The sequence below is a fragment of the Pseudomonas sp. DY-1 genome, from assembly GCF_003626975.1.
Taxonomy (GTDB): Bacteria; Pseudomonadota; Gammaproteobacteria; order Pseudomonadales; family Pseudomonadaceae; genus Metapseudomonas.
Map to the genome: position 1 here is coordinate 5,316,525 of NZ_CP032616.1, position 18,932 is coordinate 5,335,456.

General features: G+C 65.3%; 22 protein-coding genes. 14 read left to right on the plus strand and 8 right to left on the minus strand.

The window, feature by feature from the left end:
• Positions 1-17: 17 nt before the first annotated feature.
• Both folM and D6Z43_RS24990 read right to left on the minus strand, forming a co-directional pair.
• Positions 18-728: a dihydromonapterin reductase gene (folM, locus tag D6Z43_RS24985; protein WP_120654675.1), complete on the minus strand. Its 711-nt coding sequence runs from the start codon at positions 726-728 to the stop codon at positions 18-20.
• An 80-nt stretch (positions 729-808) separates the two neighbouring features.
• Complete coding sequence (locus D6Z43_RS24990; RefSeq protein WP_120654676.1) at positions 809-1,378, minus strand: antibiotic biosynthesis monooxygenase; 570 nt, start codon at positions 1,376-1,378, stop codon at positions 809-811.
• A gap of 233 nt (positions 1,379-1,611) precedes the next feature.
• Between D6Z43_RS24990 and D6Z43_RS24995 the strand changes: the two genes are divergently transcribed.
• Positions 1,612-2,559, plus strand: coding sequence for a MerR family transcriptional regulator (locus tag D6Z43_RS24995; protein WP_120654677.1), 948 nt, complete (start codon positions 1,612-1,614; stop codon positions 2,557-2,559).
• A 231-nt stretch (positions 2,560-2,790) separates the two neighbouring features.
• On the opposite strand, the gene D6Z43_RS25000 is transcribed toward D6Z43_RS24995, so the two are convergent.
• Positions 2,791-3,237 (minus strand): PAS domain-containing protein, encoded by a 447-nt coding sequence (locus tag D6Z43_RS25000; RefSeq protein ID WP_120654678.1) that lies wholly within the window; start codon positions 3,235-3,237, stop codon positions 2,791-2,793.
• Positions 3,238-3,340: 103 nt separating this feature from the next.
• Between D6Z43_RS25000 and D6Z43_RS25005 the strand changes: the two genes are divergently transcribed.
• The gene (locus tag D6Z43_RS25005) at positions 3,341-3,790 is read left to right on the plus strand and encodes a flavodoxin (protein ID WP_120654679.1); all 450 of its coding nucleotides are present in this window, start codon (positions 3,341-3,343) and stop codon (positions 3,788-3,790) included.
• Positions 3,790-4,248 (plus strand): cupin domain-containing protein, encoded by a 459-nt coding sequence (locus tag D6Z43_RS25010; RefSeq protein ID WP_120654680.1) that lies wholly within the window; start codon positions 3,790-3,792, stop codon positions 4,246-4,248. Before D6Z43_RS25005 ends, D6Z43_RS25010 begins: the two co-directional genes overlap by 1 nt.
• Before the next feature lie 155 nt (positions 4,249-4,403).
• Here D6Z43_RS25010 and D6Z43_RS25015 read toward each other — a convergent pair whose 3' ends face one another.
• Positions 4,404-5,303: a LysR family transcriptional regulator gene (locus D6Z43_RS25015; protein ID WP_120654681.1), complete on the minus strand. Its 900-nt coding sequence runs from the start codon at positions 5,301-5,303 to the stop codon at positions 4,404-4,406.
• 96 nt (positions 5,304-5,399) lie between these two features.
• Between D6Z43_RS25015 and D6Z43_RS25020 the strand changes: the two genes are divergently transcribed.
• The 7 genes from D6Z43_RS25020 to D6Z43_RS25050 all read left to right on the plus strand — a co-directional run bounded on the left by D6Z43_RS25020 (position 5,400) and on the right by D6Z43_RS25050 (position 10,610).
• Positions 5,400-5,786: a CidA/LrgA family protein gene (locus D6Z43_RS25020; RefSeq protein WP_120654682.1), complete on the plus strand. Its 387-nt coding sequence runs from the start codon at positions 5,400-5,402 to the stop codon at positions 5,784-5,786.
• On the plus strand, positions 5,776-6,462 hold the full coding sequence (locus D6Z43_RS25025) for an LrgB family protein (RefSeq protein ID WP_120654683.1): 687 nt from the start codon (positions 5,776-5,778) through the stop codon (positions 6,460-6,462). Before D6Z43_RS25020 ends, D6Z43_RS25025 begins: the two co-directional genes overlap by 11 nt.
• A 94-nt stretch (positions 6,463-6,556) precedes the next feature.
• On the plus strand, positions 6,557-7,339 hold the full coding sequence (locus D6Z43_RS25030; RefSeq protein WP_120654684.1) for a class II aldolase/adducin family protein: 783 nt from the start codon (positions 6,557-6,559) through the stop codon (positions 7,337-7,339).
• Positions 7,329-8,213, plus strand: coding sequence for an alpha/beta fold hydrolase (locus tag D6Z43_RS25035; RefSeq protein ID WP_120654685.1), 885 nt, complete (start codon positions 7,329-7,331; stop codon positions 8,211-8,213). The genes D6Z43_RS25030 and D6Z43_RS25035 overlap by 11 nt, the downstream gene beginning before the upstream one ends.
• A 120-nt stretch (positions 8,214-8,333) precedes the next feature.
• Entirely contained in the window at positions 8,334-8,585 is a 252-nt protein-coding gene (locus tag D6Z43_RS25040) for a hypothetical protein (protein ID WP_120654686.1), read from the plus strand.
• Positions 8,586-8,689: 104 nt separating this feature from the next.
• Entirely contained in the window at positions 8,690-9,601 is a 912-nt protein-coding gene (locus D6Z43_RS25045) for an SDR family oxidoreductase (protein WP_120654687.1), read from the plus strand.
• Between the two features lie 235 nt (positions 9,602-9,836).
• Positions 9,837-10,610 (plus strand): crotonase/enoyl-CoA hydratase family protein, encoded by a 774-nt coding sequence (locus tag D6Z43_RS25050; protein WP_120654688.1) that lies wholly within the window; start codon positions 9,837-9,839, stop codon positions 10,608-10,610.
• A 71-nt stretch (positions 10,611-10,681) separates the two neighbouring features.
• On the opposite strand, the gene D6Z43_RS25055 is transcribed toward D6Z43_RS25050, so the two are convergent.
• The 4 genes from D6Z43_RS25055 to D6Z43_RS25070 form a co-directional block, all read right to left on the minus strand.
• The gene (locus tag D6Z43_RS25055; RefSeq protein ID WP_120654689.1) at positions 10,682-11,026 is read right to left on the minus strand and encodes a cupin domain-containing protein; all 345 of its coding nucleotides are present in this window, start codon (positions 11,024-11,026) and stop codon (positions 10,682-10,684) included.
• Positions 11,027-11,097: 71 nt separating this feature from the next.
• Entirely contained in the window at positions 11,098-12,504 is a 1,407-nt protein-coding gene (locus D6Z43_RS25060) for an FAD-binding oxidoreductase (RefSeq protein WP_120654690.1), read from the minus strand.
• A 177-nt stretch (positions 12,505-12,681) separates the two neighbouring features.
• A complete protein-coding gene (locus D6Z43_RS25065) occupies positions 12,682-13,413 on the minus strand; it encodes an AraC family transcriptional regulator (RefSeq protein ID WP_120655359.1) in 732 nt (243 codons plus the stop codon).
• A gap of 111 nt (positions 13,414-13,524) precedes the next feature.
• Complete coding sequence (locus D6Z43_RS25070) at positions 13,525-14,328, minus strand: SirB1 family protein (protein WP_120654691.1); 804 nt, start codon at positions 14,326-14,328, stop codon at positions 13,525-13,527.
• Between the two features lie 163 nt (positions 14,329-14,491).
• On the opposite strand from D6Z43_RS25070, the gene D6Z43_RS25075 reads away from it, so the two are divergent.
• The 4 genes from D6Z43_RS25075 (at position 14,492) to D6Z43_RS25090 (ending at position 18,805) form a co-directional block, all read left to right on the plus strand.
• Positions 14,492-15,511, plus strand: coding sequence for a Glu/Leu/Phe/Val dehydrogenase dimerization domain-containing protein (locus D6Z43_RS25075; RefSeq protein WP_120654692.1), 1,020 nt, complete (start codon positions 14,492-14,494; stop codon positions 15,509-15,511).
• A gap of 91 nt (positions 15,512-15,602) precedes the next feature.
• A complete protein-coding gene (gene pdhA / locus D6Z43_RS25080; protein ID WP_120654693.1) occupies positions 15,603-16,694 on the plus strand; it encodes a pyruvate dehydrogenase (acetyl-transferring) E1 component subunit alpha in 1,092 nt (363 codons plus the stop codon).
• Positions 16,687-17,688 carry an alpha-ketoacid dehydrogenase subunit beta gene (locus tag D6Z43_RS25085; RefSeq protein WP_120654694.1) on the plus strand — a complete coding sequence of 334 codons (1,002 nt, stop codon included), beginning with the start codon at positions 16,687-16,689 and terminating at the stop codon, positions 17,686-17,688. The genes pdhA and D6Z43_RS25085 overlap by 8 nt, the downstream gene beginning before the upstream one ends.
• A gap of 10 nt (positions 17,689-17,698) precedes the next feature.
• Positions 17,699-18,805 carry a dihydrolipoamide acetyltransferase family protein gene (locus D6Z43_RS25090; RefSeq protein ID WP_120654695.1) on the plus strand — a complete coding sequence of 369 codons (1,107 nt, stop codon included), beginning with the start codon at positions 17,699-17,701 and terminating at the stop codon, positions 18,803-18,805.
• Positions 18,806-18,932: the final 127 nt, after the last annotated feature.

Genomic DNA, 18,932 nt, shown 5'->3' on the forward strand with positions numbered 1-18,932 from the left:
GGCAGTCCTTGTGGCGCCTACTTGAGGTGGCGGCCGCCGTTCAGGGTCAGGGTCGTTCCGGTGACGTAGGAGTTGTCCAGGAGGTAACGCAGGCCCTGGTAGACGACCTGCGGGCCGGGCTCGATGCCCAGCGCCGACTTGGCCAGGGTCTTCTTGCGGTAAGCGTCATCGTCATCGGCATTGAACATCACCAGTGCTGGAGCAATTCCGTTGACCTTGATGTGCGGGGCAAAGCGCGCGGCGAAGGACAGTGTCAGATTGTCCAGCCCGGCCTTGCTGGCGCAGTAGGCGATACGCTTTTCGCTGCCACGGCGCGCCACGTCGTCACTGAGGTGGATGATGTCGGCCGGGCTGCTGCGGCGCAGCAGTTCCTCGCACTGCAGGTTGATCAGGTAGGGCGCCAGCATGTGCACGCTGAACATCCGCTGGAAGGCCTCGGCCTCATGGCCGGGCGCTTCCGTGAGCCAGTCCGAGGCGTTGTGGATGATGGCGCGCAGGCTGTTGGTGCAGGCTTTGAGCGAGTCGATGAAGGCAAGGATCCCGACTTCGCTGGCGAAGTCCGCCTGCAGCGTCACGGCACCGCGTTGGCGCAGGTGCCGGACGCCGTCACGTTCGGTGCGGTAGCTGATGATCACCGGCTGGCCGTCGTCCAGCAGGCGCTCGGCGCAGTAGAGGCCAATGCGCTGGCTGGCGCCGGTGATCAGGATGGGGGCGGTGGGGCGGCTCATTTACGCCTCGAAATCTGAGGACTATGGCCGGCCACGTTATACCAGGGGTGGGGCTTGTACAAATTTCCAGAAGAGCGGGCTCAGCGTGGTTGCACCGCCGCCGCACCGCGTGCCATGGATTCCCGACCGCCTTGCAGCCACGGGGCCAGCAGGCGGGTGGAGAGCGGGATGAACCAATAAGTCATGAGTGGCGTCAGCGCCAGGGTGCTGATCAGGATCCGCAGGGCCAGCGGCAGGTCACCCAGCGCGCCTTCGAACAGCAGGTTGAAGGCCAGGGATACCGGGAAGAAGGCCAGCCAGATGGCCACGCTCTGCTTCCAGCGGGGCGGGCGCTGTTCGGCCTTGCCGAACCAGGCATCCAGGCCCAGGGCGCGATGTTCTTGGGGTTGCTCGAACAAGCCGGTGCCGCGTTCCAGCCAGGCGCGACGCGAAGCGGAGTGCTCCCAGGCGGTCATGGTCGGCTCGTCGGTGAAGCGGAAGATCATCTGGAATTCGTCGTCATCCGGCGGCGGCGCCAGTACGCCCGAACCGAGATAGCCGGGAAAGTCGGCGGCCAGTTGCTCGCCTTCGCGCAGCCAGGCCATGAAGTCGTGGTAGCGCTCGCGGGCGACGCGGCGGGCCACCATCAGGGTGACGGGATCGGCAGACATCGTGTATCTCCTTGCAACCGGGTGCCCGCCCGGGTAGGGCTGTGGCACATCACGCAGCGCCGGGGTGGTGGGCTGCGCAAAAAAAGAGGCAAGGATTATTCCGTTTTTTCAACAAAGCGCCAGCGTGAAGGATGACTGGCGGGTCGTAGCGCGCTTTCCGTGGCCTGCGGCCAATTGGAATCCCCGCCGCAAGGTTTAAACTGCGTGAATCTTTCCCCTGACGATTGCCTGCCATGACCGAATCCGGTGCATCCCTCGCATCCCGCGCCCTGAAACAGGAAGAACTCTTCCCGATTCGGGAAGTTTCGCGCCTGACGGGCGTTAACCCGGTCACCCTGCGGGCCTGGGAACGGCGCTACGGGCTGATCCAGCCGACGCGCACCGACAGCGGTCACCGCCTCTATTCAATGGCGGATGTCGAGGCGGTGCGCAGCATCCTCGCCTGGATCGAGCGCGGCGTCTCGGTGAGCAAGGTGGGCAAGCTGCTGGCCCGTAGCCACGCGGCGAAGGTGCCGGTGGCGCCGGTTCACCACGAAGCGGCCGCAGGGGAGTGGAGCGAGCGGCGCGCCCAGGTGCACAAGGCCTTGTCCACCCTGGACGAGGCGGAGCTGGAACGGGTCTACGGCCAGGTGTTCTCCACCTATCCCCTGCATGTGGCCTTCGCCGATGTGCTGATGCCGGTCTGGCAGGCACTGTTGCTGCGCCAGGATGAGTTCGGCCGTGGCAGCGAGTGGGTCTTTTTCGACAGCTTTCTCCGCGCCCGCGTCCTGCAGCGTCTGCAACTGGCCCGCAGTGGCCAACAGCAGCGCGTGCTGCTGGCGCCGTTGCCAGGGCAGGGGCGTGAACTGGAGCTGCTGGTGGCCGGCCTGTTGCTTGGCAGCAGCGAGGTGGCCGTCAGCGTGCTTGGCCTGGGCCAGCCGCTGGCCGAGCTGGAGATGGTTTGCGGCAAGCTGCAGCCCCAGGCCATGGTGCTGTTCTCCAACCAGCCGCCGGACGATGACCTTGGCCAGCAACTCACCCGGCTGGCCCAGGGCCTGGACTGTCCTCTGGCCCTGGCCGGCGATACCTCCGACCTGATGAGCGAGGAGCTCGACGGCACGCCCGTCGCCTGCCTCGGCAGCGAGGGACGACTGATGCAGCGGCGCCTGCGGCAGTTCCTTTCCGGTCACCTGGATACCTGAAGCTGCTTTCGCCCGTCTTTCGCCGAATTCATCGAGGCTAAGGCTGCTGGCCGGCTAGCGGCCCGACACGCTGCGCTTCAAGCGACCGTTCGGCAGGAAGAGTCCAGCAACCCCTTGCTGGCGTGCTGATCAAATTCTATACAATAACTTGTACATAAATTTGTTTTGTACAGATTTTGTCTGCGCTACCGGTGGCCGATTTGTTCACCCTTCTTGGGCTACCGGTTTTTTTCAGCCTTTCAAGGCCGCCAGCTCGGCCTTGAGGCTGGCCAACTCCGCTTCCAGTTCACGCACCCGCTGACGAGCTTCCACCTGTTCGGTGACATCTTTCTGGATGCCGATGAAGTAGGTGAGTTGGTCGGACTCGTTCAGAACCGGGGTAATCGACAGCTCGTTCCAGAAGGGACTGCCGTCCTTGCGGTAGTTACGTAGGATCTGCCGGCTCGGCTGGCCATTGCGGATCGCCTGGCGAATGGCGGCCAGGCCCAGCTGGTTGCGGTCCTTGCCCTGGAGGAAACGACAGTCCTGATAAAGGATTTCGTCGCGGGAGTAACCGGTCAGGCGTTCGAAGGCGGCATTGGCATAAATCAGGATATTGTCTTCGCCTTCCTGCTCGGCGACCACGATGCCATCGTTGGAGGCGTCTATTACCAGTTGCAGCAGCTTGGCATTGATCATTTTTTCGGCTCGTTCGACCTGACCGGAAGCAGTCTAAGGCATCCTGCGCCCGCTGCCAGTTGCGGCATAATGCGCGGCATTTCGCCCCAGACTCGGAGTACCCATGAAAGTCGCCATCCTGTCCGGCTCGGTCTACGGCACCGCCGAAGAAGTCGCCCGTCACGCAGAAAAGCTGTTCAAGGCCGCCGGCCTCGACGCTCACTACTTGCCGCGGGTGAGCCTGGACGACCTGATCGCCTTCGACCCCGAGGCGCTGCTTACTGTGACCGCCACCACGGGCATGGGCGAACTGCCGGACAACTTGCTGCCCCTCTACGCCGAGCTGCGCGACCGCCTGCCCAACTGGCGTGGCCGCGCTGGCGCCATCCTCGCCCTGGGCGATTCCAGCTACGACCTGTTCTGCGGCGGCGGCGAGATGATGCGCGAACTCTATGCCGAACTGGGCCTGCGTGAAGTGGTGGAGATGCAGCGCCTGGATGCCAGCGAAACCGTCACGCCGGAACTGGATGCCGAGCCCTGGCTGAACAGTGTCGTCGTTGCGCTGAAAGCCTGATGCATCCGCGCGCTGAACAGCTGATCCGCGAACTGCAACTGCTGCCGCACCCGGAGGGAGGTTTCTACCGCCGGGTGTTCGAGTCGGCCATCACCCTGCCAGGTGGCCGAGCGGCATCGTCAGCCATTTTCTTCCTGTTGCCGCAGGGCGGCGTGAGCCGCTGGCACCGGGTGGATGCCGACGAGATCTGGCACTTCTATGAAGGCGAACCGCTGGAACTGCTGGTTGCCGATTCTCCGGAAGAGGTTCGCCGGGAAATCCTCGGCCCGGTCGCGGAGGGCAGCCTGCCCCAGCGTTCCGTACCCGCCCACGCCTGGCAGGCCGCCCGCGCCCTCGGCGCCTATACCCTGGTGGGCTGCAATGTGGCGCCAGGCTTCGAGTTCGCCGGCTTCCGCCTGCTGGCAGACGATCCGCAGGCGCAGCAGGACTGGCCGTTGCTGGATCGCGAACTGCTCTGAACCTGCCTTGCTTGTGCTGTGGAAGATTCCCTGTCAGTCAGCCGCAGCGTACTCGCAGGTTGGTCCGAGCCCACGAGGCCCAACGCGGCAAGGCACAGGAGCCGCAGCGTTGGGTTTCGCTGCGCTCTACGCCAACCTACGAAAAACTCCGCGCCCTATAAGGTTTCGTCTCGCCCCAGCGGCGAATATTCCCGCAACAGCTCCAGCCACGCCTGTGCGGCCCGTGACAGGTAGGCGCCGCGTCGCCAGACGAAGGCGATGTCCCAGCGCAGGTCCGGTTCGCGCAGCGGAACCAGGCGCAGGCCAGGACGTTGCAGCGGGCGGGCGACGATGCGCGGAAGCAGCACCACACCCTGACCAGCAGCCACCAGCGCGGCGAGGAAATCTGCCTGGCCACTTCGGCCCACTTCGCGCGGAGTGAAGCCGGCCTGGCGGCAGGCCAGCAGCAATCGGTCATTGAGGGTGAAGCTCTGCTGGTAGAGCAGGAACGGCGAGTCGGCCAATTGCGCAAGGGCAAGGCTTGTCTCGCCTACCAGCGGATGGCTCTCGGGTACGAGGACATCCAGTGGTTCGTTGCAGAAGGGCTGGTACTCCAGCACCGGATCGCTGGGCGTCAGGCTGCCAGCCAGTTCGAGTTCCCCCTGCAGCAGCGCCTCTTCCATCAGCTTGCTGCCGCCTTCCTGCAAGCGCACCACGATGTTCGGGTAGCGCCGTCGGTATTCGGCGAACAATTCGGCGAACAGCACTTCACCGCCCAGCAGCGGCAACCCCAGGCGCAGTTCACCCCGGCGCAGCTGGCTGAGGTCATCCAGCTCGCTATGCAGGTCCTGGCGCTGGCGCAGCATGTCTTCGGCGTGGCGCAGCACCACGGCTCCGGCGTCGGTCAGGCGCAGATGCGGGCCACTTCGCTCCAGCAACTGTACGCCCAGCCGCTGTTCAAGCTGGGCCACCTGTTTGCTGACGGTGGATTGGGTGGCATGCAGGGTTTTGCCGGCCTGGGTGAAGCCGCCCTGACGGACGACCTCTACGAAGCTGCGTAACTGGCGGAATTCCATGGCTATTCCAATATCGAATGGCTACAAGTCGAATAATTCGCTTTTGGGATGATAGGCGCGGACCTAAGCTGGCCACCAGTACCGAGGGTCACCGCCATGAACCGTTCCCGCCTGCTCCATATCACTCGCCTCGCCGCCGAACTCGTCGTTCTCCTGGGTCTCTACGCCCTGGGCGGCAAACTGGCGACGGTGCTGGGTTGGCCGATTCCCGGTGGCGTGATCGGCCTCGGCCTGCTGTTGTCGGCCTTTGCCACCGGCTGGGTAAAGCCCGCGGCGCTGCAACTGGGTGCCGGACTGCTGATGGCCGAGATGCTGCTGTTCTTCATTCCGGCCCTGATGAGCCTGCTGGACTACGGAGCGCTGCTGCGCGCGGACGGACTGCGCATACTTCTGGTGATCGGCGCCAGCACCCTGCTGGTCATGCTGGCCACCGCGCTGACGGTTGAATTCGTTTGCCGCTGGAGGGTGCGCCATGAACATTGAGCCCATGTCCTGGTTCTGGCTGGCGCTGACGCTCATCGGCTACCTGGCCAGCCGCTGGATGTACCGGCGCACCGGCCGCTACCTGCTGTCGCCGCTGATCTTCGTGCCCGCGCTGCTGCTCGTCGTGGCCGTTCCGCTACACACCGCCTACGCCGAGTACGCCGGGGCAACCCACTGGCTGATGTTGCTGCTGGGCCCGGCTACCGTGGCCTTCGCCGTGCCCATCTGGCAACAGCGCACCTTGCTTGCCCGTCATTGGGCGGCGCTGCTTCTGGGCATGCTGGCCGGGAGCGCGGTCGCTATTGCCAGCTCCTGGTGGCTGGCCAATGCCCTGGCGTTGGAGTCCGAGGTGAGCCTGTCGCTGGTGCCGCGTTCCATCACCACGCCCTTCGCCATGCCGGTGGCCCAGGACCTGGGCGGCGTGCCCGAGCTGACGGCGGTCTTCGTCATGCTCACCGGGGTATTCGGCGCGCTCGCCGGCAGCCTGCTGATCCGCTGGCTGCCCCTGCGCAGTGCGCTGGCCCGCGGTGCGTTGTTCGGCGTTGGCGCTCACGGCGCGGGCGTCAGCCGGGCCCAGGAAGTGGGCCGCGAAGAGGGCACCGTGGCCGGTCTTGTGATGGTCCTTATGGGCCTGCTCAATCTGTTCGCCGCGCCATTGGTGGCATCGCTGATCTGACTCGCAAGGCCATTAAGCTGGCTGCCAAGGCGACTATCGCCGCGGCAGCCCATGGCTAGACTCCTCGCACACATAACAACAACGAGGTTTCGCCATGACAGCCGCCCAAGCTCTCCCGTCACTCAACCTCAAGGACCAGGTGTCCGCAGCCGAATGGCAGACCCGTGTCGATCTGGCCGCCTGCTACCGCCTGATCGCCCTGTACGGCTGGGACGACCTGATCTTCACCCACATCTCCGCCAAGGTTCCCGGCACCGAGGATTTCCTGATCAACCCCTACGGGCTGATGTTCCATGAGATCACCGCGTCCAGCCTGGTGAAGATCGACCTGGCCGGCAACAAGCTGATGGACAGCCCCTACGACATCAATCCGGCCGGCTACACCATCCACAGCGCGGTGCACGAAGTACGCCCGGATGTGGGCTGCGTGCTGCACATCCATACCGCCGCTGGTATCGCCGTGTCGGCGCAGAAGCAGGGTCTGCTGCCGCTGTCTCAGCAATCGCTGTTCGTCCTCGCCAGCCTCGCCTACCACGGCTACGAAGGCGTCGCACTGAACCACGATGAGAAAGCCCGCCTGCAGGCCGACCTCGGTCAGGCCAACTTCATGATCCTGCCCAACCACGGCCTGCTCACCGCCTTTGGCAGCATCGCCGACGCCTTCCTCGGCATGTTCACCCTGCAGCGCGCCTGCGAAATCCAGGTGATGGCCCAGTCCGGTGGTGGTGAGCTCATCCATATCCCGCAGCAGATTCTCGACGGCGCCAGTGCAATGATCGCCGGGGTGATGAAAAGCTCCACCGGCATGGGCGGTGCCTTGCCCTGGCCAGCCCTGCTGCGCAAGCTCGATCAGCAGTTCCCCGGTTATGCCCAGTAAAGGCCTGTCCGGCATTTGCCTGGGCGACTGGCGCGCCCAGGCGAGGGACATGGACTTCCGGGGCCAGCGCATTCGCTACTGGACGGCAGGGGAGGGCGAGCCGCTGTTGCTGATACACGGCTTTCCCACCGCCTCCTGGGATTGGCACTACCTCTGGGCGCCGCTGGCCAGGCGCTTTCGCGTCATCGCCTGCGACATGCTCGGCTTCGGTTATTCGGCCAAGCCCCGCGGCCATGACTACCGCCTGTTGGAGCAGGCGGACCTCAAGCAGGCGCTGCTCGCCCATCTGGACGTAACCGGGCCAGTGCATCTGCTCGCTCATGACTACGGCGACAGCGTCGCCCAGGAGCTGCTGGCGCGGCACCACGAAGGGCGTTTCAACCTGGCCAGCTGCGTCTTCCTCAATGGCGGCCTGTTTCCGGAAACCCACCGGCCGGTGCTGGTGCAGAAACTGCTGCTGAGCCCCATCGGTGGGCTGGTCGGGCGGTTGTTCTCCCGCCGCAAGCTGGCCGCCAGCTTCGCCCAGGTGTTCGGGCCATACACCCAACGCAGTGAAGCGGAGCTGGATGATTTCTGGCGACTTATCGCCGAGCAGGATGGCCCAGCGGTCATGCACCGGCTGATCCACTACATCCCTGAGCGTCGCCAACAGCGTGACCGCTGGGTGGCGGCCATGCAGAAGGGCGGTGTGCCGCTGCAGGTGATCGATGGTGCGGTGGACCCCATCTCCGGTGCGCACATGGTCGCGCGTTATCGGGAGCTGATTCCGGACGCCAATACCGTGTTGCTCGAAGGTATTGGCCACTATCCACAGACAGAGGCGCCGGAACAGGTGCTGGAGCACTTCCTGGCGTTTCATGATCGAGGCCGATAGCGGCATTTCCCACAGACGAATCGGACTTGCTCGCCTCCAGTTGCTGGCGGCGTAGCACTAGCATTTCCGGCCTCATCCATTGGCCGGGCACGGGTTGCCCGGCGCCATCGAGGCTCGATCATGCTGTTCCGTTTCCTGGTGTTCCTCTATCCCGTCATTCGTAACCTGGGACCGGCTGCCGCCGCCCTGCTGCTCATCGCCGGCATCAGCCTGATTGGTTACGCGGTACTGCGCCAGCCCGGCTGGTGGAGCTGGCTCGCCGCCGGCGCTTGCCTGCTGGGCGCCGGGCTGCTGGCGCTGCTCTGCCACAGCTATCACTGGTGGTTGTTCAAACTGCGGCCGCACGGTTGCCTGTTCATTCCCATCAAGTAGCGTTGCCCTTATCGGGCACCATTCATGGCGGCTCCGATTCTTGTGGGTCCGGTTGAGCTGCCGGAGACTCGGCGGATACCCAGGCGTGCCGAGGAGCCCAGCCAATGAGCGATGCAATCCGCTTCCAAGACAAAGTCGTAATCGTCACCGGCGCCGGTGGTGGCCTTGGCCGCGCCCACGCGCTGAATTTCGCCCGGCACGGCGCCCGGGTGGTGGTCAACGACCTGGGTGGCAGCACCCACGGTGAGGGTGCCAACGCCTCGGCGGCCGACCGTGTGGTGGCGGAGATTCGCGAAGCCGGCGGCACCGCCGTGGCCAGCCATGACTCGGTGACCGATGGCGAGAAGATCGTCCAGGCCGCCCTCGATCACTTCGGCCGCGTCGATGTGGTGGTGAACAACGCCGGCATCCTGCGCGACAAGACCTTCCACAAGATGGAAGACGCCGACTGGGAGCTGGTCTACAAAGTCCATGTCGAAGGCGCCTACAAGGTCACTCGCGCCGCCTGGCCGCACCTGCGCGAGCAGAACTACGGCCGCGTCATCTTCACCTCGTCCACCTCGGGCATCTATGGCAACTTCGGCCAGTCCAACTACGGCATGGCCAAGCTCGGCCTCTACGGCCTGACCCGCAACCTGGCCATCGAAGGCCGCAAGAACAACATCCTGGTCAACGCCATCGCCCCAACCGGTGGTACCCGCATGACCGAAGGGCTGATTCCACCGCAGGTGTTCGAACAGCTGAAGCCTGAACTGGTCAGCCCGCTGGTGGTATTCCTGGGCAGCGAGCAATGCCAGGAAACTTCCGGCCTGTTCGAAGTCGGCGGTGGCTGGATCGGCAAGGTGCGCTGGGAGCGTAGCCTGGGCTTTGGCTTCGATCCCAAGGCCGGCTTCGACGCCGAGGACGTGGCGGCCAACTGGAAGACCATCTGCGACTTCGAAGGCGCCGCGCACCCGGCGGACAACGTCGAAGCCCTCCGCGAGATGATGGCCAACCTGCAGAAGTACGCCCTCTGATCCCGCCGTTCACCGGGGCAGTTCCGCCAGTGGGCTGAACATTCCTTCGGTGAAGCACTATGTTGAAGGCCGGCCTTGTTGCCGGCCTTTTTCATTATGTGGGAACGAGTTCATTTGCGATGCAGGCCACAGGCCTGCCCTACGGAGTGCCCAAGGGGGCTGCCGCGCAGCATCTTCGCGAATGAATCTCCCACAAGAAAACTGCCCCTCCATCTGCCAGACCCAGGAGCCCCCCATGAACGTCAAAGTCGAGAAGAACGGTCCGGTCACCACGCTCATCATCGACCGCCCCGATGTGCGCAATGCCGTGGACCGTCCTACCGCCGATGCCCTGGCGGCAGCACTGCGTGCGTTCGAGGCGGATGAGGAGGCTCGGGTCGCAGTGCTTACCGGGGCGGGCGGCACCTTCTGCGCCGGGGCTGACCTGGGTGCGGTGGCGGAAGACGGTGCGCGGCGCAATCGCCTGGAAACCGAGGGTGACGGCCCGATGGGACCGAGCCGAATGCAACTGGCGAAGCCGCTCATCGCAGCCGTCGAAGGCCATGCAGTGGCGGGGGGATTGGAGTTGGCCCTGGTAGCGGATATGCGGGTAATGGCCGAGGACGCGGTGTTCGGGGTGTTCTGCCGACGTTTCGGCGTGCCGCTGATCGACGGCGGCACGGTGCGTCTGCCACGCATCGTCGGCCAGGGCAGGGCGCTGGACCTGATCCTTACTGGACGCCCGGTGAAGTCACAGGAAGCCCTGGCAATCGGCCTGGCCAATCGAGTCGTCCCAAAAGGGCAGGCCCGTGCCGCAGCCGAGGAGCTGGCCCATGCGATTGCGGCCTTTCCTCAACGCTGCATGCTGGCTGACCGAGCCAGCGCCTATGCCCAGTGGGAGCTGCCGTTCGAGGCGGCCATCGCCAACGAATTCGCGGGAGGGATGGAGGTTATCCGCAGCGGGGAAACATTGGCCGGCGCGCGCTCCTTCAAGGCGGGGCAGGGGCGGCACGGCAGTTTCAGCGATTGATTTCGATGGAACGCTGTAGGGGCTAATTCATTCGCCAAGCAGGGCGCAGCCCTGCCTGGAGGCCAGCTTGATCAGCGCGAGATGATCACGTACGTCTTGCGCAGGGTTTCCTTCACATCCCAGATGCCCAGGCTGTTGGCCGGCAGCAGCAGGGCGTCGCCTGCCTTGATCTCGATGGGCTCGCCACCGTCCGGGGTGAAGGTGCAGCTGCCGTGGGTGAAATGGCAGAACTCCTGCTCGACGATCTGCCGGCGGAAACGACCGGGGCTGCATTCCCAGACGCCGGTTTCCACGCTGTCGGTGCGCTCCACCGAATGCACGCGGGTGTGCGGCACGGGCTCGTCGATCGGCACCGCGACCGGGCTAGGAGCGGACAGGGGCATCTCGTGGGTGTTCTGCAGCAAGGTGGCTTTCATGTCGTTGGCTCCGCAAATGCCTGGGTGTGCGAGCTCTGCTCGCGAATGGGTGCAGTAATGTTTCGCGCGGCTCAGCGCATCAGGCCTTCCATGAGGTTGGCCAGCTTCAGCGCCATGGCGCGGCGCCAGGGCGCGCTGTGAGGATTGGCCAGCACCCGGTCTTCGTGGACGAAGCTGCGGATGATGGCGTTGTAACCGAGCCAGCGGCAGGGTTCCGGCTCCCAGGTGCTGAGGCGCTCCAATGGGCCGTCGCCCAAGACCCAGGGCTGGCGGGTGAGCAGGGTTTCCTTGCCGAGGATCAGGTCGGCCAGGGTGCGACCGCCCAGGTTGCTGGCGCCGACACCTTCGCCGCCGTAGCCGCCGGACAGCGCGATGCCGTTCCTGCGGTCCACCAGCATGTGCGGACGGAAGCGCCGCGCCATGCCCAGGTTGCCACCCCAGCTATGGGTGATGCCCACGTTGCGCAACTGCGGGAAGAGTTCGCCGAGCAGGTAACGACGCAGGCCGACTTCGTCGTCGGTGAGCTGGAAGTCCTCCCGCAAGCGGCCGCCGAAGCGATAGCCGCCCCGTGCGCCGAAGGCCAGGCGGTTGTCCGCGGTGCGTTGTGCATAAGTGACCTGGCGGCTGCTCTCGCTGAACGCCTGGCCGTGTCCCAGGCCGATCTCCGCCCATTGCGCGTCGCTTAGTGGTTCCGTGGCGATGAGCAGGCTCTGTACCGGCAACTGGTATTTGCCCAGCGGGGGCAGGCTGGCGGCGTAGCCTTCGATGGCAGACACTACCCAATGCGCCTTGAGCTCGCCCTGCGCGGTGCGCACCAGTCCTGGTTGCCAGTGAGTGGCTGGGCTCTGCTCGAACAGTTGCACACCCATGCGCTCCACCGCCCGGGCCAGTCCGCGCACCAGCCGGGCCGGCTGGATGGTGGCGCAGTGCGGGGTATGGATGCCGCCGTAGGGGTTGGCCACACGGAGCTGGCCATTCAACTCTTCGGGGCTCATCCAGCGGTAGTCGGCTTCGCTGAGGCCTTCGGCATGCAGGTCCGCCAGTTGGTCGCGCAGACGCTTTTCCTGCTCCGGATAGCGGGCGGCGCAGTAAAGGATGCCGCCCTTGCGGAAGTGGCAATCGATGCCTTCGCGTTGCAGCACTTCGGCCACTTCATCGGGAATGCCGTGCAGCAGGTCGAAGGACGCCTTGCGCACGTCAGCAGGCAGCGGTGCCAGGGCGCGGTCCTCGCCCAGCAGGTTGCCCATCAGCCAGCCGCCATTACGGCCACTGGCGCCGAAGCCGGCGAACTGCGCCTCGACGATGGCGATCTTCAGCTCCGGGGCCTGGCGCTTCAGGTAATAGGCCGTCCACAGTCCGGTGTAACCGGCGCCGATGATCGCCACATCCACTTCGAGCGATCCCGCCAGCGCCGGTCGTGGCTTGAGGTCTTCGTCGAGCGTGTCCATCCACAGGCTGATTTGGCGCCAGTTCGGCATAGGCAGGTCCCCGTTGGCAGGTTGTCGTGGCTGGCAAGGCTAGAGGGTGGCAGGGCGCTTGTCGTGTGCGCGGGCACGCTGGGAATGTGCTGGTTGCACATGCCCTGTCGCAGGGGGCGCCGTGCACACCAGAACCCCGGTGCGGGGCTGAACTCTGCTCGGTGCGCGTAGCGCACCCTACGATTTGGGGTGTTGCTTGAGATAGGCCTTGGGTGATTGGCCGGTGTGCTGACGGAAGCAGCGATAGAACGCCGAAAGGGAATTGAAACCGGCGCTGAAGGCCAGTTCGTCGATTCGAACCGGCGGCAGGGCGGTTTTCAGCAGTTCGAGCAAGTGCTGCAGGCGGGCCTGGTTGACGTACTGGTAGAAGCTCTGGCCAAGCATCTGGTTGAGCAGGTAGGAAATCTGGTTACGGGTGTAGCCGGTGGCGTTCGCTACCTGGTGCAGGTCCAGGCTCGGGTCGAGGTAGGGCTGGGAGCGCTGGAAGTACTCCTCGATGTCCCGCGCCAGCATGCCCAGTTGGCGTGCCGAAAGGCCAAGACGGCTGGCCGCCGGGCGCGGCGACTGGGCCTTGCCGGGCTGGGCAGCGGGTTGTACCAGCAGGGCGTATTCGTTGATCCGCCAGATCAGTCCGTCGCGCACGGTGATGGCTTCACTGGCGCGGAACGTGCCACCGCCGGCGACGCTGATGGCGTACTGGATGAATGCGGTGTCCCCATCGATGCGGATGCGGTCGTTGTGCTCGAGGAAGTCTTCCGGGCCGCTGGGCATGGTGGCGATCAGGTAGTCGCGGAGGTCTTCGCGGCGCATGCAGCGGTTCTGGAAGAAGTCGTTGTATTCCACCTCGGGGTGGTAGAGCGCGAGCACGGCCTCGATGTCACGGGCTTTCCAGCTAAGGTGGTAGCGCATCACCACGTCACGGGTGGCGGTGGTCAGGGGATCGGCAGCTTGATCGTGCGAACTCATGAGGCGGTCACGGCGAGGGGAAGCCCAAAGCATGCCCGAGCCAGAGGGTGGCCTTCAATGCAGGGCTTGAACATGCCCCAGCCTGCGCAGGCGCTGAGCAAGTTGCAGGTGCTGGGTCGGGTTGTCGCAGAGCAGCAGGGCGCGCTCAAGGTCGTAGCGCTCGGCCTGCGGGCAATCCAGACGATGGTAGATGTCGGCGCGCGCCAGATGGTCGTGCATGTTCGGCGGGCCAAGCAGTAATACGCGCTCGGCGTCTTTCAGGGCAGCGAGGAACTCGCCGGCCTCGCGGTGTAGCTGGCTGAGGTTGCGTGACAGACGCTGGATCATGTCTCCGGGGCTGGCGGTCTGCAGGTGCACGGCTTTGAGATCGGCCTGCGGGCCTTGAACGCGTATCAGCAGATCCCGGCAGTCACGGGTATAGAGCCGGCGCCCGCTGCACGGGTCGAGCAGGTGATCGGCGCTCGGCACACGTAGCAGGAAGTGGCCCGGGAAGTTGACCCCGACCAGCGGAATGCCCAACCGGGAGGCCAGTTCCAGGGCGATCAGCGCCAAGGACAGCGGCTGGCCACGTCGCGTTGCCAGCACCTGAGGCAGCAGTGCAGCCCGCGGACGAAGGGGCGTTTCGTCGTCTTCGTGAAAGTCCAGTTCGTTCAGACGCCGCAACAGGGGTTGCGCCAACTCCGTCGGCGGCAGTTGTGGCAAGCCGGCAGCGACCAGTTGCAGCAGTGCGCCGAAGTCACGCAGCACTTGTCCGGGCTCCAGTCTCGGATCGTGTTCGGCGGCAATCCACAGCGCCGCCTCCAGCATCGCTGGAGGGTCGCGTTCGAGGCAGGCTAGACAGTGTTGGCGCGGGTCCATGGGTATCTCCGACGGGTTGATTCCTTGTAGTCAACTGGTTGATTTTCGTCCAGTAGTGGCGCGAATAGCGGTTATCTCGATGGCCAGGCTTATGCCCGGATGCGAGGGGGCGGACGGCGAAGCTCGGCCTATACTGGCCGTAACGTCAGGAAGGGAGCCCGCCATGTTCGCCATGATGGAAACCGCCCGGCTGGAGGCGTTGCACCTCGCCAATGATCCCGCCACCGGACTCAAGGCCATCATCGCCATCCATAACACTCGCCTCGGCCCAGCCTTGGGCGGTTGTCGCTATCTCGCCTACCCGGATGATGAAAGTGCCATTCGCGATGCGATCCGCCTCGCCCAGGGCATGAGCTACAAGGCCGCCCTGGCCGGCCTTGACCAGGGCGGCGGCAAGGCTGTGATCATCCGGCCTTCCCATGTGAATGACCGCGCCGCGTTGTTCGAAGCCTTCGGGCGCATGATCGAGTCCTTGAGTGGCCGCTACATCACTGCCGTGGACAGCGGTACCTCCAGCGCCGACATGGACTGCATCGCCCAGCAGACCGGGCACGTCACCAGCACCACCGCTGCCGGCGACCCCTCGCCGCACACCGCGCTTGGCGTGTTTGCCGGGATTCGCGCCACGGCCCATGCGCGCCTTGGCAGCGATGACCTGGAAGGCCTGCGCGTCGCCGTGCAGGGGCTCGGCCATGTCGGTTACGCCCTCGCCGAACAGCTCCATGCGGTGGGTGCTGAACTGCTGGTCAGCGACCTGGACGCCGGCCGCGTGCAACTGGCGATGGAACAGCTTGGCGCCCATCCGGTGGCCAGCGATGCGTTCCTGACCACGCCTTGCGACATTCTTGCGCCCTGCGGTCTGGGCGGCGTGCTCAACGCCCAGACCGTGGGGCAGTTGCGTTGCGCGGCGGTTGCCGGAGCGGCCAACAACCAGCTCGCCAGCCCCGATATCGCCGACGAGATGGAAGCGCGCGGCATCCTCTACGCGCCGGACTACGTGATCAACTCCGGCGGGCTCATCTACGTCGCGCTCAAGCACAAGGGCGAAAGTCTGCCGGCGATCACCGCGCACCTGTCGCGGATCAGCCAGCGCCTTACCGAGATATACGCGCACGCCCAGGCCGACAAGCGATCCCCCGCGCGGGTCGCCGACGCCCTGGCCGAACGCCTGCTATTTGGCTGAGCGACCGCCAACCAGCGGTCCGGCCCGCACGCTCCCGGCGCCACAAGCCCCGGGCCTCGACAGGCACCCACAAGGTGTAAGGAGAGATGCCATGTCCAATCGAATCGAATTGCCCTATACGCGCTTCCTCGACCCTGAGGGACACCTGGTCGGCGAGCTGCCGGTCTGGGCCGACGACTTCAACCTGCTCACCGACCTTTACCGCCGCATGGTGCTGACCCGCCTGTTCGACCAGAAGGCGGTGGCCCTGCAACGCACCGGCCGCATCGGTACCTACGCGCCGACACTCGGCCAGGAAGCCATTGGCGTTGCCATCGGCAGCCTGATGCAGAGTGAGGACGTGCTGGTGCCTTACTACCGTGACACCGCCGTGCAACTGATGCGTGGCGTGCGCATGGAGGAAATCCTTCTCTACTGGGGTGGCGACGAACGTGGCAGTGATTTCCAGGACCCGCGCTCGAAAGAGGACTTCCCCATCTGCGTGCCCATCGCCACCCAGTCCCTGCATGCCTGCGGCGTGGCGACGGCAATCAAGATCCGCGGCCAGCATCGCGCCGTGGTAACCACCTGTGGCGATGGCGCCACCAGCAAGGGCGATTTCCTCGAAGCCCTTAATGTGGCCGGTGCCTGGCAGCTGCCGGTGGTCTTCGTGGTGAACAACAACCAGTGGGCGATTTCCGTGCCCCGGCGTATCCAGAGCGGCGCGCCCACCCTGGCGCAAAAGGCCATCGGTGCCGGCTTCCATGGCGAACAGGTGGATGGCAACGACGTGCTTGCCGTCTACGACCGCATGCAATGGGCGCTGGATCGTGCGCGACACGGCAAGGGGCCGGTGCTGCTGGAGTGCATCAGCTACCGTCTCGGTGACCACACCACCGCCGACGACGCCACCCGCTACCGCAGTGCCGAGGAGGTCAAGGCGGCCTGGCAGGACGAGCCCATCAAGCGCATGCAGGCCTTCCTCGCCAGTCACAAGGTCTGGGACGAAGGGCGCGAACAGGCGCTGATCGCCGACTGCCAGCGCCAGGTGCAGGTCGCTGTGGATAACTTCGAAGGCGCCGGCGTCCAGCCAGTCGAGTCGGTGCTCGACCACGTCTATGCGCGCTGGCCGGCCGCCCTTGGCGAGCAGCGCGAAATGCTCCTTGAACGGGTCGCCCGCAGGGAGGAACAGGATCATGAGTAACCTCAACGCCACCATCGAAAAACGTGCCCTGCTGGAAGCCGTGAACATGGCCCTGCACCGTGCCATGCAGGAAGACGAGAACGTCGTGATCCTGGGGGAAGACGTGGGCGTCAACGGCGGCGTGTTCCGCGCCACCCTCGGCCTGCGCGACCGCTTCGGATTCAAGCGGGTAATCGACACGCCGCTGGCCGAAGCCATGATCGGCGGACTGGCTGTGGGCATGGCCGCCCAGGGCCTGAAGCCGGTGATGGAGATCCAGTTTCTCGGCTTTATCTACGCCGCCATGGAGCATCTGGTATCCCACGCCAGTCGCCTCCGCTGCCGCACCCGTGGCCGGCTTACCTGCCCGCTGGTGCTGCGTAGCCCCATGGGCGCCGGCATCCGTGCGCCGGAACATCACAGCGAAAGCACAGAGGCCTTGTTCGCGCATATCCCCGGCCTGCGAGTCGTGATCCCGTCGTCACCGGCACGGGCCTACGGACTCCTGTTGGCGGCCATCGACGATCCGGACCCGGTGATCTTCCTCGAACCTACCCGGCTCTACCGGATGAACCCGCAACCCATCATCGACGACGGCAAGCGCCTGCCGCTGGATAGCTGCTTCACCCTGCGCGAAGGTTCGGACATCACCCTTGTCAGCTGGGGCGCCAGCGTCCATGAAACGCTGCAGGCCGCCGCCAGGCTGGAAGGGCAGGGCGTGTCTGCCGAGGTCATAGATGTCGCCAGCATCAAGCCGCTGGATCTCGACACCCTGGAAGCCTCGGTGCGCAAGACCGGCCGTTGCGTGATCGTCCACGAAGCACCGCGCAGTTGCGGTGTGGGCGCAGAGATCGCCGCCAGTCTTTACGAGCGCGTGCTGCTCGACCTGCAGGCGCCGATCCAGCGAGTCACCGCACCGGACATTCCGCCACCGTTGTATCGCCTGGAACAGCTCTATATCCCCAGCCCGGAAGACATTCTCGCGGCCTGCGACCTGGTGCTGAACTACGCCTGAGGAGTGCACGATGAAATACTTCAAACTGCCCGACCTGGGCGAAGGTCTGCAGGAAGCGGAAATCGTCCAGTGGCACGTGAAGGCGGGGGACAGCGTCAAGGCTGACCAGTTGCTCGTCTCGGTGGAAACCGCCAAGGCCCTGGTGGACATCCCGGCGCCCCACGATGGCGTGGTAGCGAAGACGTTCGGCAAGGAGGGCGACATCCTCCATGTCGGCGAACCCTTGCTCGGTTATGAGGGGGAAGATGCCGACGCCGGAACCGTGGTCGGTCGCCTGGAAGGTGGCGGCAATGCTCAGGCCGACAGCTTCTTCGTCGGCGCCGCGCCCTCCACCCGTGAACACCTGGCGCCTCGCGCCACTCCCGCTGTTCGCCAGCTTGCCCGGCAAATGGGCGTGGAGCTTGCGGCCCTGGCCGGCAGTGGCCCGGATGGCCTGGTGACCCGCGCCGATGTGGAGCAGGCCGCGCAAAGCGCCCGCGACAGCTTCGGCGGTGAGCGGCTGCGAGGTGTGCGCCGCAGCATGGCGATCAACATGGCGCGTTCCCACGCCGAAGTGGTGCCGGTGACCATCTTCGGTGACGCCGACCTGCACCGTTGGCCGGAAGCCCGTGACCCGCTGATCCGCCTGGGCAAGGCCATTGCCGCGGCCTGTGAGGTGGAGCCGATCCTCAACAGCTGGTTCGACGGCCGCGCCCTTTCCATCCGCCAGCACGACAAGCTCGACCTCGGTATCGCAGTCGATACCCCCGACGGGCTCTTCGTACCGGTGTTGCGCAATGTGGGCGGGCGCAGCGCGGAAGACCTGAAGGAGGGCATGTCGCGCCTGCGGGCGGACGTGAAGGCACGCTCCATCCCGCCGCAGGAAATGATGGGCGCCACCATTACCCTGTCCAACTTCGGCACCCTGTTTGGCCGCTACGCCAATCCCGTGGTGGTTCCGCCCCAGGTGGCGATCATCGGTGCGGGCGGCATCCGCGACGAGGTAGTGGCCTGGCAGGGCAAGGTGGATATCCACCCGGTGCTGCCGCTGTCGCTGACTTTCGACCACCGGGCCGTCACCGGTGGCGAGGCGGCGAGGTTTCTGAAGGCGCTGGTGCACGCGCTGGAGCAGCCGTAGGGCAGGGCTGTGCCTTGCTCAGCAATTGACATCGCCCCCACAGGAAAAGCACGTCGCTAAGCTCCGGCGCGAACTGTCCCCTCTCCCTTTGGGAGAGGGTTGGGGTGAGGGCTGTGTCAGGCGCCGC

Bases quoted from the DNA above. Each gene is read 5' to 3' on its own strand.
- folM (WP_120654675.1), bottom strand. From the start codon at position 728: ATGAGCCGCCCCACCGCCCCCATCCTGATCACCGGCGCCAGCCAGCGC.
- D6Z43_RS24990 (WP_120654676.1), bottom strand. From the start codon at position 1,378: ATGTCTGCCGATCCCGTCACCCTGATGGTGGCCCGCCGCGTCGCCCGC.
- D6Z43_RS24995 (WP_120654677.1), top strand. From the start codon at position 1,612: ATGACCGAATCCGGTGCATCCCTCGCATCCCGCGCCCTGAAACAGGAA.
- D6Z43_RS25000 (WP_120654678.1), bottom strand. From the start codon at position 3,237: ATGATCAATGCCAAGCTGCTGCAACTGGTAATAGACGCCTCCAACGAT.
- D6Z43_RS25005 (WP_120654679.1), top strand. From the start codon at position 3,341: ATGAAAGTCGCCATCCTGTCCGGCTCGGTCTACGGCACCGCCGAAGAA.
- D6Z43_RS25010 (WP_120654680.1), top strand. From the start codon at position 3,790: ATGCATCCGCGCGCTGAACAGCTGATCCGCGAACTGCAACTGCTGCCG.
- D6Z43_RS25015 (WP_120654681.1), bottom strand. From the start codon at position 5,303: ATGGAATTCCGCCAGTTACGCAGCTTCGTAGAGGTCGTCCGTCAGGGC.
- D6Z43_RS25020 (WP_120654682.1), top strand. From the start codon at position 5,400: ATGAACCGTTCCCGCCTGCTCCATATCACTCGCCTCGCCGCCGAACTC.
- D6Z43_RS25025 (WP_120654683.1), top strand. From the start codon at position 5,776: ATGAACATTGAGCCCATGTCCTGGTTCTGGCTGGCGCTGACGCTCATC.
- D6Z43_RS25030 (WP_120654684.1), top strand. From the start codon at position 6,557: ATGACAGCCGCCCAAGCTCTCCCGTCACTCAACCTCAAGGACCAGGTG.
- D6Z43_RS25035 (WP_120654685.1), top strand. From the start codon at position 7,329: ATGCCCAGTAAAGGCCTGTCCGGCATTTGCCTGGGCGACTGGCGCGCC.
- D6Z43_RS25040 (WP_120654686.1), top strand. From the start codon at position 8,334: ATGCTGTTCCGTTTCCTGGTGTTCCTCTATCCCGTCATTCGTAACCTG.
- D6Z43_RS25045 (WP_120654687.1), top strand. From the start codon at position 8,690: ATGAGCGATGCAATCCGCTTCCAAGACAAAGTCGTAATCGTCACCGGC.
- D6Z43_RS25050 (WP_120654688.1), top strand. From the start codon at position 9,837: ATGAACGTCAAAGTCGAGAAGAACGGTCCGGTCACCACGCTCATCATC.
- D6Z43_RS25055 (WP_120654689.1), bottom strand. From the start codon at position 11,026: ATGAAAGCCACCTTGCTGCAGAACACCCACGAGATGCCCCTGTCCGCT.
- D6Z43_RS25060 (WP_120654690.1), bottom strand. From the start codon at position 12,504: ATGCCGAACTGGCGCCAAATCAGCCTGTGGATGGACACGCTCGACGAA.
- D6Z43_RS25065 (WP_120655359.1), bottom strand. From the start codon at position 13,413: ATGCGCTACCACCTTAGCTGGAAAGCCCGTGACATCGAGGCCGTGCTC.
- D6Z43_RS25070 (WP_120654691.1), bottom strand. From the start codon at position 14,328: ATGGACCCGCGCCAACACTGTCTAGCCTGCCTCGAACGCGACCCTCCA.
- D6Z43_RS25075 (WP_120654692.1), top strand. From the start codon at position 14,492: ATGTTCGCCATGATGGAAACCGCCCGGCTGGAGGCGTTGCACCTCGCC.
- pdhA (WP_120654693.1), top strand. From the start codon at position 15,603: ATGTCCAATCGAATCGAATTGCCCTATACGCGCTTCCTCGACCCTGAG.
- D6Z43_RS25085 (WP_120654694.1), top strand. From the start codon at position 16,687: ATGAGTAACCTCAACGCCACCATCGAAAAACGTGCCCTGCTGGAAGCC.
- D6Z43_RS25090 (WP_120654695.1), top strand. From the start codon at position 17,699: ATGAAATACTTCAAACTGCCCGACCTGGGCGAAGGTCTGCAGGAAGCG.